The organism is Luteimicrobium sp. DT211 (assembly GCF_049844995.1).
Lineage (GTDB): Bacteria > Actinomycetota > Actinomycetes > Actinomycetales > Cellulomonadaceae > Luteimicrobium.
The window spans coordinates 664,097-677,853 of the sequence record NZ_JBNCMC010000003.1 but is presented as its reverse complement, the minus strand read 5'-3'; the positions used below and the strand labels follow the sequence as shown (position 1 = coordinate 677,853).

At 70.1% G+C, this 13,757-nt stretch carries 12 protein-coding genes; 3 read left to right on the top strand and 9 right to left on the bottom strand.

What is annotated here, in order from left to right; genetic code table 11:
* Positions 1-468: 468 nt before the first annotated feature.
* Complete coding sequence (locus tag ACLQ14_RS10620; RefSeq protein ID WP_425812697.1) at positions 469-2,289, bottom strand: dipeptide ABC transporter ATP-binding protein; 1,821 nt, start codon at positions 2,287-2,289, stop codon at positions 469-471.
* 26 nt (positions 2,290-2,315) lie between these two features.
* Here ACLQ14_RS10620 and ACLQ14_RS10615 point away from each other — a divergent pair, with 26 nt between their 5' ends.
* The gene (locus ACLQ14_RS10615) at positions 2,316-2,942 is read left to right on the top strand and encodes a PH domain-containing protein (protein WP_425812695.1); all 627 of its coding nucleotides are present in this window, start codon (positions 2,316-2,318) and stop codon (positions 2,940-2,942) included.
* A 35-nt stretch (positions 2,943-2,977) separates the two neighbouring features.
* Here ACLQ14_RS10615 and ACLQ14_RS10610 read toward each other — a convergent pair whose 3' ends face one another.
* From ACLQ14_RS10610 to ACLQ14_RS10585, 6 genes are all read right to left on the bottom strand, one after another.
* Positions 2,978-4,045, bottom strand: a complete 1,068-nt coding sequence (locus ACLQ14_RS10610) for an ABC transporter permease (RefSeq protein WP_425812693.1) — start codon at positions 4,043-4,045, stop codon at positions 2,978-2,980.
* The gene (locus ACLQ14_RS10605) at positions 4,042-5,574 is read right to left on the bottom strand and encodes an ABC transporter permease (protein WP_425812691.1); all 1,533 of its coding nucleotides are present in this window, start codon (positions 5,572-5,574) and stop codon (positions 4,042-4,044) included. Before ACLQ14_RS10605 ends, ACLQ14_RS10610 begins: the two co-directional genes overlap by 4 nt.
* A 231-nt stretch (positions 5,575-5,805) precedes the next feature.
* Complete coding sequence (locus ACLQ14_RS10600) at positions 5,806-7,566, bottom strand: ABC transporter family substrate-binding protein (protein ID WP_425812689.1); 1,761 nt, start codon at positions 7,564-7,566, stop codon at positions 5,806-5,808.
* Positions 7,567-7,723: 157 nt separating this feature from the next.
* Entirely contained in the window at positions 7,724-9,583 is a 1,860-nt protein-coding gene (locus ACLQ14_RS10595) for a BCCT family transporter (RefSeq protein ID WP_425812687.1), read from the bottom strand.
* A gap of 102 nt (positions 9,584-9,685) precedes the next feature.
* Positions 9,686-10,276, bottom strand: a complete 591-nt coding sequence (locus ACLQ14_RS10590) for a DinB family protein (protein WP_425812685.1) — start codon at positions 10,274-10,276, stop codon at positions 9,686-9,688.
* Between the two features lie 44 nt (positions 10,277-10,320).
* Complete coding sequence (locus tag ACLQ14_RS10585) at positions 10,321-11,082, bottom strand: class I SAM-dependent methyltransferase (protein ID WP_425812683.1); 762 nt, start codon at positions 11,080-11,082, stop codon at positions 10,321-10,323.
* Between the two features lie 125 nt (positions 11,083-11,207).
* On the opposite strand from ACLQ14_RS10585, the gene arr reads away from it, so the two are divergent.
* Positions 11,208-11,618 carry an NAD(+)--rifampin ADP-ribosyltransferase gene (arr, locus tag ACLQ14_RS10580; RefSeq protein WP_425812681.1) on the top strand — a complete coding sequence of 137 codons (411 nt, stop codon included), beginning with the start codon at positions 11,208-11,210 and terminating at the stop codon, positions 11,616-11,618.
* A 66-nt stretch (positions 11,619-11,684) separates the two neighbouring features.
* Here arr and ACLQ14_RS10575 read toward each other — a convergent pair whose 3' ends face one another.
* Complete coding sequence (locus ACLQ14_RS10575; RefSeq protein WP_425812679.1) at positions 11,685-12,002, bottom strand: hypothetical protein; 318 nt, start codon at positions 12,000-12,002, stop codon at positions 11,685-11,687.
* Positions 12,003-12,042: 40 nt separating this feature from the next.
* Positions 12,043-13,128 carry a redox-regulated ATPase YchF gene (gene ychF / locus ACLQ14_RS10570; RefSeq protein ID WP_425812677.1) on the bottom strand — a complete coding sequence of 362 codons (1,086 nt, stop codon included), beginning with the start codon at positions 13,126-13,128 and terminating at the stop codon, positions 12,043-12,045.
* A 33-nt stretch (positions 13,129-13,161) separates the two neighbouring features.
* Here ychF and ACLQ14_RS10565 point away from each other — a divergent pair, with 33 nt between their 5' ends.
* Entirely contained in the window at positions 13,162-13,734 is a 573-nt protein-coding gene (locus tag ACLQ14_RS10565; RefSeq protein ID WP_425812675.1) for a GNAT family N-acetyltransferase, read from the top strand.
* Positions 13,735-13,757 lie beyond the last annotated feature (23 nt).

The window sequence follows — 13,757 nt, the reverse complement described above, 5'->3', positions numbered from 1 at the left end:
GGGGGGGTGGGGGGGGGGGGGGGGGGGTCTACCCCCCCCCTGGGTGGTTCCTCGCTCGGCTCCCGCCAGACCCCCCACGACCGCGCGCACCCCTCCCGCCCCACCCGCGCGTCCATCTCACCTCCGCAGACGCCCGGCTCCCCGACACACCCGCGGTGACGTCGCGTTCGCCGACGGTGACGCTGCAATCGTCGACGGTGACGGCGGGCGTTCACCATCCCGTGTTCGGCGGGCCCGCGCGTCCGACGACGGCGCGCGGCCGGGCTACCGAGGCGAGGTGACGGCTGGAGCGGGTGGGTTCGGGCAGGTGGTGAAGGACGTCAAGGAGCCGGAAGGCCCCCAGGGGCCTGAAGGCGACGCAGTCCGAACCACCTGTCCGAACCCACCCGCGAACCCGACCACCACCCGCGGACCCGACCACCACCCACGGACCGACCACGGCGCCCGGCCTCACCGTCGGCGAACGGCTCAGACCCGCTCGAGGAGCGCGGCGCGTAGCTCGCGCCGCTCACGCTGCTTGTCGGGGTCCGGGAGCGGGACCGCGGCGATGAGCCGTTGCGTGTACGCCTCCTGCGGGCTGCGCAGGATCTGGTCGCGCGTGCCCTGCTCGACGATGCGGCCGTGCTGCATGACGACGATCCGGTGCGCGAGCACGTCGACGACGGCGAGGTCGTGCGTCACGAACAGGCACGCGAACTGCAGGCGCTGCTGCAGCTCCTGCAGGAGCTCGAGCACGTGCGCCTGCACGGAGACGTCCAGCGCGGACGTCGGCTCGTCGGCCACGAGGAGCTCGGGCGACAGCGAGATGGCGCGCGCGATGCCGACGCGCTGCTTCTGGCCGCCGGACAGCTCGTGCGGGTACCGGTTGCGGTAGCTGCGCGGCAGCTCGACCTGGTCGAGGAGCTCCTCGATCTTGGTCTGCAGCGCGGCGCCCTTGGCGACGCCGGCGAGGTACATCGGCTCGCCGATGGACTCCCCGATGGGCAGGCGCGGGTTGAGCGACGACGACGGGTCCTGGAACACCATGCCGACGCGTCGGCGCAGCGAGCGGAGCTTCTTGCTGCTCGGCTCCGTGAGGTCGGTCCCGGCGACCGTCAGCCGGCCCTCGACGATCGGGAGCAGTCCCACGGCCGCGCGACCGATGGTCGTCTTGCCGGATCCCGACTCGCCGACGAGGCCCACGACCTCGCCGGGACGGATCACGAGGTTCGCGCCCTCGACGGCACGGAACGCGGCCACGCGCCCCTGCTTGGGGTACTCGATGGCGACGTCCCGGAGCTCGAGGATGGGCTCGGGGCCGCCGTCTTCCGCCGCACGCGCCGCCTTCTCGGCCGCCGCCAGCGCTCGACGGTTCTCCTCCTCGCGGCGCGCGAGCTCCTCCGCGGAGACGTCGACGACGAGGTCCTCGTGGTGGGTCACCGCCGCGAGCGCGGCCGTGACGTCGATCTCCTCCCCGGCCTCCGCGACCCCGAGGTGCGGGACCGAGGCCAGCAGCTCCTGCGTGTAGGGGTGCTGCGGGTCGGAGAAGATCTGACCCGCGGTCCCCTCCTCCACGATCAGGCCCTTGCGCATGACGACGATGCGGTCGGCCAGGTCGGCGACCACGCCCATGTCGTGCGTGATGAGGATGACCGCGGAGTTGAGCTTGTCGCGCAGGTTGCGCATGAGGTCGAGGATCTCGGCCTGGACGGTGACGTCGAGCGCCGTCGTCGGCTCGTCCGCGATCAGCAGCAGCGGGTCGCACGACAGCGACTGGGCGATCATGGCGCGCTGGCGCTGGCCGCCCGAGAGCTGGTGCGGGTAGGAGTTGAACGCCTTCTGGGGATCGGGGAGCTCGACGAGCCGAAGCAGCTCGAGCGCACGCTCCTTGCCCTCGTCCGGCGAGATCTCGTTGTGCAGGCGCAGCGCCTCGATGATCTGGGACCCGACCGTGTACACCGGGTTTAGGGCCGTCATCGGCTCCTGGAAGATCATCGCGATGTCGTTGCCGCGGATGTCCCTCATCTTCGCGCTGCCGACGCCGCGCAGCTCCTGGCCCTGCAGCTTGATGGACCCGGAGATGCGAGCGTTCTTGGGCAGCAGGTCGAGGATGGCCATCGAGCTGACCGACTTGCCCGAGCCCGACTCGCCGACGATCGCCAGCACCTCGCCGGCGTGGACCTCGTAGTTGAGGCCGATCGCCGCGGGCACCCACTTCTTGTCCACGCCGAAGTCGACGGACAGGTCGCGCACCTGGAGGACGGGCTCGCTCGCCGTCGTCCCGGACGTGGTCCCGGTCGTTTGGGTCATCGTGTCGCTCCTGGGATCATGCGCGTATGAGTTCGGGTCGAGCCGCCGTCAGAACGTCCTACCGTCCACGGAGCAGTGCGTGGCTGACGGGCGCGTCGTGGGCCCTGCTGGTCGGCGTGGGCGCGACCCAGACCCAGGTCGGTGGCGGGGCGGGCGGCCTGCGGGCCGCGCCGTGGGTGCTGGGCCTCGGATACCTGGCGTGGCTCGTGTTCTGGCGTCCACGCCTGGACGTGCGCGACGACGCGGTGGTGGCCGTCAACCCGTTCCGCACGGTCGAGGTCCCGTGGGCCGCCCTGATCGACGTGGGCACGCAGTACGCGCTCACGCTGGTCACGCCCCACGGCCGGTACCGCGCCTGGGCGGCGCCCGGCCCCGGCCGGCACCGCGCGCTCACCGCGGGCCCCGACGACCTCACCGGACTTCCGCGCAACACGTTCGACGGCAAGCAGAGCGCGCAGATGGGCGACCTGCGCGGCACACCGTCCGGCACGGCCGGCGAGCTGGTCCGCGCGCACTGGCAGGGGCTCGTGGAGTCCGGCGCGCTCGAGGCGGGCGTCGCGGACGCCACGCCCGTCACGGTCCGCTGGGACCGCGTGCCGGTCGTGCTGCTCGCGGTGTGCCTGGCGCTCGGGGTCGGTGCGCAGCTCCTCTGAGACAGCCCCGCCGACGACGCGGCCCGCGACCGCCGTCATGGCTGCTCCGGGTGCACGCGGACGTCGGCGCCGTCGAGCGCGTCGTCGATCGGGGACTCGATCGGCGCGGGGGCGACCCGGTCGCTCCGCTTGATGCGGAACTTCTTCTGGCGCGGGTCGAACGCGTCGCGCAGGCCGTCGCCGATGAAGTTGACGCAGAGGCAGATGACGACGATGAAGAGTCCCGGCCACCAGAACAGCCACGGCCGCGTCGAGAAGGCCGCCTGGTTCTGGCTGATGAGCAGACCGAGCGAGATGTCCGGGGGCTGCACGCCGAGGCCGACGTAGGACAGCGCGGTCTCCGTGAGGATCGCGGACGACATGAGCAGCGTCGTGTTGACCGTGATGACGCCCACCGCGTTCGGCAGGATGTGCTTGAAGATGATCCGCCGGTCCGATGCCCCGGCGAGCCGGGCGGCGTCGACGAACTCGCGCTCGCGCAGCGTCAGGAAGTCGCCGCGCACCAGCCGGGCCATGCCCGTCCAGGAGACGAAGCCGAGGAAGACGGCGAGGAACCACACCCCGCCGAGGTGCTGCGAGGTCTTCGCGATCACGGCCGCCGCGATGAGCGACGGGATGATGATGATCATGTCGGTGAACCGCATGAGGACGGCCTCGGTCTTGCCGCGGAAGAAGCCCGCGGAGGCACCCATGAGGATCCCGATGATCGCCGCAACGATCCCGACGATGAGCATGATCATGATCGAGATCTGCGCGCCGCGCATGGTCATGGCGAACATGTCGCGGCCCACGCGGTCCTGGCCGAACGGATGGTCGCCCAGGTGGAACGGGAACCACTGCAGGGTCGGGTGGCCCTGGTTCACGAGCGGCGGCGTGTCCTTGTAGCTGTACTTCCACCAGCCCGGGATCGGGCCGAGCCCGATCGAGCTGACCGCCAGGACGAGCACCAGCAGGAACACGATGATGCTGACGACCGCGCCCCGGTGGTCCATGAAGCGCTTGAAGACGATCCGGCCCTGGGAGAGGCCGCGGACCTGCTCGTCGGGCTCCGGGGTCGCCGGAGCCGGGGACACGGTATCCATGTTGCTGAGCGGCGACGTCATGCCTTCACCCTCACTCGCGGGTCCAGCGCGGAGTACGCCAGATCGGCCAACAGATTGAACACGACGGCGGTGATGCCGGTCACGATCGCGACGCCCATCACCGGGTTGGGGTCGACGTTCTTGATCCCCGTGAGGAACAGCTGCCCCATGCCCTGGTAGGAGAAGACGTTCTCGGTGATGACCGCGCCGCCGATCAGTCCGCCGATGTCGAACGCGACGATGGTCGCGAGCGGGATCAGCGCGTTGCGGAACGCGTGGCGCGTGACGACCACGCGCTCGGAGAGCCCCTTGGCGCGCGCGGTGCGCACGTAGTCCTGGCCCATGACCTCGAGCATCGACGCCCGCGAGTAGCGGGTGTACGAGGCGAGCGAGATCAGGATGATCGAGACGGTCGGCAGGATCAGGTGCGTGAAGATGTCGAGCCCGCTGATCCAGAAGTCCCCGTTCAGGCCGGGGATCTCGGAACCGATCGTCGCGATGGGGCGGCCGCGTACGAGCGGGTTGTTCGCGTACGACTGCCAGTTCTGCATGAACTGGTCGATGACGATCAGCAGGCTCACCCCGAACGCCGTGAGCATGGACGCGCGGATCGACTGCGTGCGGTCGTAGCCGCCCATGAAGTACCCGACGGCCCACGCGACGGCCAGCGCCACGACGAGGAGCCCGACGAGTCCCCAGAAGCTCACGTTCTCCAGCAGCGGCTGCAGCGGGTAGTAGAGCACTACGCCGATGCCCACCGTGATGAGCGCCGAGTACAGGGCTCGACGGTTCCGCAGCCCCGCGAAGAGCACGGTCGTGCCGTAGGCCATGGCCACGCCGGTCACGGCGATCACGATGATCCCCAGGGACGGCGTCGTGAACCACTCCGTCGCCGACAGGAAGATCAGCACGAGCGCGGTCGCCGCCGCCGCCGTCGCGAAGGTGATGGACCGCCGCCGCCAGGTGCCGGACAGGATCACCGCCCAGACCAGGCCCGAGAGCAGGGACAGGACCACGATCACCCCGGGCGGGATGGTCGCCGTCGCGAGGAAGTTGTTGAAGCCGATGGCGCCGTACTGCTTGAGCAGCACAGCGACCCAGAACACCGGCAGCGAGAAGAACAGGAAGCTGATGAACGTGACCGCGTAGTCGAGCGTCGAGTACTGGCGCAGCGCCGTCACCACGCCGATCGCGACGCCGAAGACGATCGCGAGGATCGTGGCCGCGGCGAGCAGCTGGAGCGTCGCCGGGATCGCCGTGCCGAGCGCCGCCGTGACGGGCTGTCCCTGCAGCGTCTGGCCCAGGTCGCACTGGCCGATGAGGCACTTCGACGCGCCGCCGAGCCAGATGAAGTACCGCAGCACCGGAGGCACGTTGAGGTTCAGGAGCTCCGTGCGCGCGGCGATCTGCGCGTCCTTGCCGGGCGAGTTGCTCGACCGGATCTCGGCGAGCGGGTCGCCCGAGTACGCGATGAGCAGGTACACGATGAACGACGCGCCGAGCAGGATGAAGACGGAGACGACGAGTCTCCGGACGATGTACGAGAGCATGGGACCTTGGTTCCCGTCTGGACTGGGCTGGCCGCCGCGACGCCTCGCGGCGTGGTGCAGCCTCTGAAGGCTAGATCAGGGTCCGGCCTGATCCGAACCGGCGCCGTCCGCCCACGGACTGCTTTGTCCGGGGTGCGGTGAGATCGGCCGGTTCGCTGTGGACCGCCGAAGGCGCCGGGACCCCCGATGCGGGTCCCGGCGCCCTCGGTGCCGGGGTTCAGCCGTGGAGCGTCAGCTCTTGACGGACCACTCCCAGACGTTCCACCAGACGCCGTTCTGGTTCGGGTTGAAGGTGTCGATGCCGGCCACGCGGGACGACTCGGCGTCGACGCCGACCGACTGGAACAGCGGCAGGCCGTACGCGTCGCCGAAGATGGCCTTGTCGACCTGCTGCTCCAGCGACGTCTGCTTCGCCACGTCCGTGGTCTGGACGAGCTGGCTCATGAGGCCGTCGGCGTCCTTGTTGGAGTAGCCGTTGAAGTTCGAGCTCTGGCCCGTGCCGAAGATCTGCGGCACGCCCGAGACACCGACGCCCGGGGAGATCCAGCCGAAGATCGAGGCGTCGTACGAGCCGTTGCCGAGGCGCTCGCCCCACTTGACGTCGCCGTCGTTCTTGATCTTGAAGCCGGCCTTGGCGGCGGACTGCGCGATCAGGGTGTACGCGTCGACACGGTTCGGGTTGTCGGAGTTGTACAGGATGTCGACGGTCGGGGTCTTGCCCGCGAGGAGCGCCTTGGCGCCGGCGATGTCGACGTCGGCGTAGTCGGCCGAGCCGTTGTTCGCGACCGAGTCGGCGTAGCCGTCCTGCGCCGGCACGAAGAGCTGCGAGTCGAGCACCTTGGCGCTCGAGTCGAGCGGCGTGATGATCGCGTCGAGGATCGCCTGGCGCGGGATCGTCTTGAGGAAGGCCTCACGGACGTTCTTGTCCTTGAACACACCGCTGAAGTTCAGGTCGATGTGGTCGTAGGAGAGCTGGTTGCCCTTGTGGACCGTGACGCCGGGGACCTGGTCGAGCGACGCGAGCGTGTCCGCGTTCGCCTGCGGGGCGATGACGTCGACCTCACCGTTCTGCAGGGCCTGGATCTGCGCCTGCGGGTCCGCGATGGTGCGGATCACGATCGAGTCGAGCTTGGCCTTGTGGTCGCCCTGGTACTTGGTGTTCGGCACCAGCGTGAGCGACTTGCCCTCGTCGATCGCCGAGACGATGTACGGACCGTCGGACAGGTACAGCGACGGGTCGCTCGGCAGCGTCTTGGAGTCGAAGTGCGTGTTGTAGAAGGCCGCGACCTTCTGGAGGGTCGCGTTCGTCTTCGCCGGCTTGGCCGGGTCGCCCTTGGGCAGGCCCTGGAGCAGCTTGATGAAGTCGTCCTCGCTCGCGAGGCCCGCGTTCTTCCAGATGACGTGCGCGGGCGGCATGCCCTGCATCGAGTAGGCGTTCTCCCAGTCGGCGAACGGCTTGGTGTACTCGATGGTGATCGACTTCTTGTCGTCGCTCACGGTCGGGAACTTCGTGTCGTTCAGGCCCAGGGTCGAGCCCGCGTAGTCGAAGTAGTTGGTCCCCTTGGTGACCTTGCCCGTGTCGTCGGTCGTCCCGTCGTTGTACCAACCGGACTCGACGGCCCACGTGAGCAGCATGTCGTCAGCGCTGACGGGCGTGCCGTCGGACCACTGGGCCTTGTCGCTCAGCGTGTACTTGACGGTCAACGGGTCCTGCTTGACGACCTCGTAGCTGCCGAAGCTCGGGTCCTTCTCCAGCTTCAGCTTGTCGTCGATGAAGTTGAAGTTCCCCGACGTCGCGAGCGCGACCTTCGAGTTGATGTCGGTGTTGCCGTTCGCCGTGAGGGGGTTGAACGAGAAGAACTGGTTCACCTCCGCCACGGTGATGGTGCCGCCCGTCTTCGCCGCGCCCGAGGTCGACGTCGCCGTCGACTCCGGCTTGTCGGACGAGCTGCAGGCTGCGAACAGCAGGGTGCCTGCGGCGGCGACCGCCACTGCAGCGCCATATCGCCTGATCTTCAATGTTCCTCCTCGAAGGATGGACCGGGCCTGCGTGCGGCCGGCCGCGGTTGCGCGACCGGGACCCGCGTGAGCACAGGACCGCCGTGTGTTGCCACACCGTACCCGCGGTTGCGGCACCGTGGGGTAACTGCTACTGGCCGGTACGTTCGATCGTTATTGATTTGATACTGGTCGGTACGCCCCGTTCACCTGGCGCCCCCGAGAGAAACATGCGTGTAACAACAGTTTCGGGTTTCGGGCGGTGGTGGCCGTCGTCGTCGGACGCCGCATCGATACGGTGCCGCGCCACGCGAGGTGCCCGCCTCGCCCGGCGTTCGCCGCTCGGCGTGGCGATCGCCGCCCCGACCCCGAACCAGTCGCCCCAGCGCCGGTCGAGGCTGGCGGTGACGTCGGAGGTCACCCGCTCGGCCAGCCTGGCCCGCGCGAGGCTGCGCTCGACGGCGACCATCGCGTCGTGCTCGTCCCGCAGCGCGCGCACCGTCGCCACCACCATGCCCGCCATGATGAAGGAGAACGGCAGCGCGATGAGGATCGCCGCCGTCTGCAGCGCGCTCAGCCCGCCGGCGACGAGGAGCGCGGCCGCGACGAGGCCCTGGGCCACGGCCCAGAACACCCGGCTCCACGTCGGCGGGTCGGGGTTGCCGCCCGACGCCAGCATGTCGACGACGAGCGAGCCCGAGTCCGACGACGTCACGAAGAACATCGCGACCAGCACGATCGCCAGCCCGACCCAGACGGAGCCTCCGGGCAGCTTGCCGATCAGGTCGAAGAGCGCGGTGTCCGTGTCGACGCTGCCGCCCTTGGCCACGATCGGGTCGCTCGTGAAGATCTGCCGGTAGAGCGCGCTGCCGCCCATGACCGCGAACCAGAGGAACGTCACGATCGTCGGCACGAACAGCGTGCCCATGACGAACTGGCGCACCGTCCGCCCCTTCGAGATGCGCGCGATGAACACCCCCACGAACGGCGCCCACGACATCCACCAGCCCCAGTAGAACGTCGTCCACGACGCCTGCCAGTCGCGGCCCTCCTGCCCCTGGAACGCGGTGTTGTCGAACGTCATGCGCAGGAAGTTCGACAGGTAGTAGCCGATGGACTCGACGAAGTTCTGGAGGAGGAACAGCGTGGGTCCCAGCACGAGCACGACGATCATCAGGAAGCCCGCGGCGGCCATGTTCGCGTTCGAGAGCCACTTGATCCCCTTGCCGACGCCCGAGACCACCGACAGCGTCGCGATGCCGGTGATGAAGGCGATCAGGACCATCTGGAGCGTCGTCGTCGAGTGTGCGATCCCGGTGAACTCGAGGCCGGCGCCGATCTGCAGGACGCCGAACCCGAGCGACGTCGCGACCCCGAAGACCGTGCCCACGATCGCGACGACGTCGACCACGTCGCCCCAGCGGCCACGAACACGGTCACCCAGCAGCGGCTCCAGCGCCCACCGGATCGAGACGGGCCGCCCCTTGCGGTGGATGGAGTACGCGAGCGCCAGCCCGACGACGACGTAGATCGCCCACGCGTGGATCCCCCAGTGCAGGTAGCTCAGCGAGATGGAGGCCTTCGCGAGCGTCGCGTCGCTCCCGGTCACCCCGGGCTCGGGGCTGATGTAGAGGCTGAGCGGCTCCGCGACACCCCAGTAGACGAGCCCGATCCCCATGCCGGTCGCGAACAGCATCGCGAACCAGACGGGCATGCTGAAGTCGGGCTCGTCGCCGTCGCGACCGAGCACGATGTTCCCGTACCGGCTCACGCCCATCCAGACGGCGAACGCGACGAACACGGCGACCAGGAGGATGTAGTACCAGCCGAACGCCCCGGACACGTCCCGCTGGAGCGTCGCCATCGCGCTCGTCATGGCGTCGGGGAACGCGAGGGTCACCACCACGAACACGAGCACCACGGCCGCGGCCGGCAGGAACACCCTGCGCATCGCTCGCCGGGCCGTGCCCGGCGCCTGGACCTCGTCGTCCGCCTCTTCGGGCTCTGTCACCACAGCGCCTCCCCCGCTGCACGCCACCAGGGCGTGGGACCGTGGCTCGTCCCGCGGTCCCCTCCACCATCGCCGCGCGACGGCGGGCCGACAACCGGAGCGTCAGCTCCCTGCCTGGTCGGAGAGCTCCTCGAGGTGCGCCACGTACGCGGTCCACCACTCCGCGTCGCGGTCGGGCAGGTTGCTGTTCGTGGCGGTCAGGCCCACGCCGCCGTCGAGCAGCTCGCGCACGATGTCGGCGTGGCCGGCGTGTCGCGCCGTCTCGTCGATCAGGTGGACGAGGACCCGGTGGAGCGTGACCTCCGGCGTCCCCCACCACGGCACCCGCCCGGGTGCGTCGAGCGGCAGCGCCTCGACCGTCGCGTCCGCATGGGCCTGGACCCGGCGATAGAAGGTGCGCACGTCCTCGATCGACTCGTCGGCCGTGGCCCACATGTCGGCGTTGGGCTCGGCGTCGTCGGCGATCCACGGCATCGGCTCCGGGAACCGGCGACCGAAGCACCCTCCCAGGTACTCGGCCTCCATGGTGGCGACGTGCTTGACGAGCCCGAGCAGGTTGGTGCCGGTCGGCGTCATGGGACGCCGGGCGTCGCGCTCCGACACTCCCTCGAGCTTCCACTCGAGCGCCTGCCGTCCCCGGTCCAGGTAGTGCCGGAGCGTCGCCTTCTGGGCCGCTGCGTTCTCGTCCGTCATGCGCCCACCGTGCCACGGGACGCCGACGCGCGCGCCCGGTCTGCTCAGACGCGCCGCGCCAGCACGATGAGCTCGCCCGCACCCTCGCCCACCGGCTGACGGTCCCAGCCGCCGTAGACCTGCTCGACGACGAACCCGGCCGCGGCGAGGTCCGCGCGGAGCCGCGCCTCGGAGCGGAAGACCAGCTCGCCGTCGTCGACGACGTGCGTGCCGTCCGGGAGCAGCGTGTGCTCGGCGAGGTGGACGAGCCAGGTGTCGGGGGCGCCGTCGTCGACCGCGCTGACCTCGTGCCACACCTCGACGGTCGTGCCGTCGAGCAGGGTCTCGGTGCCGTGGGAGCCCTCCCGGTTCCACCGCTCCCAGGCACGTCGTGCGGGGTCGCGCGAGTCGAACGCGAGCAGGCCGCCGGGGACGAGCGCGGCGTGCAGGTCGTCGAGCGTGCCGCGCCACATGCCCTCGTCGGCGATCGCCTGCGCGACGTGCGCCGTCATGAGCGCCGCGTCGAACCCCGCGCCCGGCGGGATCTGCTCCGACGTCCCGACCACCCACACGACCGCGTCCGCGCCGGGCTTGCGCCGGGCGGCCGCGACCGCGGCGCCGTCGGGGTCGATGCCCGTGACGCGATGTCCCGCCGCCGCGAGCGCGAGCGTGAGCCGCCCCGTCCCGCACCCGAGGTCGAGGACGCGCGACGCCTCACCGCCGCTGACGAGCGCGAGGAAGAAGTCGTCGTCGGAGGCCCAGGCGTTCTGGGCGTCGTAGAGCGCGGTGCGGTCGTCGTCCGACAGGGCCGGGCTGGTGGGGCTCATGGTCCGACCGTAGACGCCGCGCTGCCGCCCGGTCCCGCGAAATGCGCCGGGTCTCACGGTGCGCGCGCACGTGACGCGAGGTGACGGCGCGACGTCCCCGCCTCCTCGATTGTTAGCCTGACGCGATGGGCGAGGCGCTGGACGACGGGCCGTTCTACCACGGGACGAAGGCGCAGCTGCAGGTCGGCGACCGCCTCAGCGCAGGATTCCGGTCGAACTACCGGCCCGACGTCGTGATGAACCACGTCTACTTCACCGCGCTGCCCGACGGCGCGGGGCTCGCGGCCGAGCTCGCCGCCGGCGACGGGGAGCCGCGGGTGTACGTCGTCGAGCCGACCGGGGAGTTCGAGAACGACCCCAACGTCACCGACAAGAAGTTCCCGGGCAATCCCACCCGCTCGTACCGCAGCGCCGCACCGCTGGAGGTCGTCGGCGAGGTCACCGACTGGCGCCGCCTCACACCCGAAGCCCTCCAGCAGTGGCGCGACCGGCTCGCAGCGATCCTCGACGACGAGCGCGGCGAGATCATCAACTGATCCGCGCCGGTCGCGGCCCGAGGCGTCTCACGCACTGGCATCGACGGACGAGTGCGAGGTCTTCAGCTACTCGCGTTCCCGGCCCGGTGCCGCTCCGGTGGCAAGAAACGCCTCGTACGCCTCGCGCGCGTCGACGTCGACATCGGTGGTCACCGGTCCGTACCGGGTGTCGGTCCGATCGCGCTTGGGACCCGACAGCCAGAACGCCTCGTCCGTCTCCACGTCGTAGAAGTTCGAGTCGAAGCCCCGGCGGCGGCGAAGCTCGCGCCCGTGGAATCTCGCCGTCTTCCAGGTGCGGTTGAAGTCGACCCAACCGATCCACGACGGACCTCGGTCGATGTCGAACCCGGTCTTGAGCTGGACGAACATGAGTAGTCGAGCCACGACGTCATCCCTTTCGGTGCCGAGCGCGACGCGCGTCTGGTCACACGTTGAAGCGGAACTCCACCACGTCGCCGTCGACCATCACGTAGTCCTTGCCCTCGATGCGGGCCTTGCCGGCGGCGCGGGCGTTCGCGACGGACCCGGCCTCGACGAGGTCGTCGAACGAGACGACCTCGGCCTTGATGAACCCGCGCTCGAAGTCGGTGTGGATGACGCCGGCAGCCTGGGGCGCCGTCCAGCCCTGGTGGATCGTCCAGGCGCGCGCCTCCTTGGGCCCGGCCGTGAGGTACGTCTGAAGGCCGAGCGTGTGGAACCCGACGCGTGCGAGCTGGTCGAGGCCCGACTCCTCGAGGCCGGCGTCCTCGAGCATCTCGGCGGCGTCCTCGGGCTCGAGCTCCGCGAGCTCCGCCTCGAACTTCGCGTCGAGGAAGATCGCGTCCGCCGGCGCGACGAGCGCGCGGAGCCGGGCCTGGAACTCGGGGTCGGCCAGCCCGGCGTCGTCCGTGTTGAACACGAAGATGAACGGCTTGGCGGTCATGAGCTGCAGGCTCGCGACGTCGTCGAGGTCGAGCTTGGCCTCGGCGGCGCCGCCGGAGAGCGTCTTGCCCGACTCGAGGATCGCGTTCGCGGTGCGGGCGGCCTCGAGCAGCTTGGCGTCGCCCTTCTTGATCTTGTTCTCCTTCTCGAGGCGCGGCAGGGCCTTCTCGAGGGTCTGGAGGTCGGCGAGGATCAGCTCGGTCGTGATGGTCTCGATGTCGCTCGCCGGGTCGACCTCGCCGTCCACGTGCACGACGTCGGGGTCGGCGAAAGCGCGCGTGACCAGGCAGATCGCATCGGCCTCGCGGATGTTCGCGAGGAACTTGTTGCCGAGGCCCTCGCCCTCGCTCGCGCCCTTGACGATGCCTGCGATGTCGACGAACGACACCGTCGCCGGGACGATCCGCTCGCTGTGGAAGACCTCCGCGAGGGTGCCGAGCCGCGCGTCGGGCAGGGGCACGACGCCGACGTTGGGCTCGATCGTCGCGAACGGGTAGTTCGCGGCGAGAACCTGGTTGCGGGTCAACGCGTTGAAGAGGGTGGACTTGCCGACGTTGGGCAGTCCGACGATGCCGATGGTGAGAGCCACGGGAGACGAGTCTACGGGGGTAGCGTCGGCGGGATGCCCGCTCCCCTTCCCGCACCCGCGCACCTCCGTACCGATCGCCTGCTGCTGCGCCGCTGGGATCCCGCGGACCCGGACGACGTCGACTTCCTCTTCGACACGTACTCCCGCTGGGACGTCCAGCGGTTCATCGGTCGCGTGCCGCGGGTCATGGAGCGGCGCGACGAGGCGCTCGCGCGCGCCGAGGCGTGGGCCGCACCTCCCGACGGCGCCCCGTACGGCGTCTGGGCCGCCACGCTCGCGTCCGACGGCGCCCGCCTGGGCAGCGTCCTGCTCAAGTCGATCCCGGCGTCCGGCCCGACCGAGCCCCTGGAACCCTCGGGCGACGTCGAGGTCGGCTGGCACCTGCACCCGGACGCGTGGGGGCACGGGTACGCGACGGAGGGGGCGCGGGCAGTGCTCGCCGCGGGCTTCGACGCCTGCCTCGACCGCGTCGTGGCCGTCACGCACCCGGAGAACCTGGCGTCCCAGGCGGTCTGCCGCCGCCTCGGGATGACGGCGCTCGGGCTCAGCGACGCGTACTACAACGCGACCTGCGCCCTGTTCGAGATCGTGCGGATGAGCGAGTGACAGGCGTGTCATTCGGGTCGTGT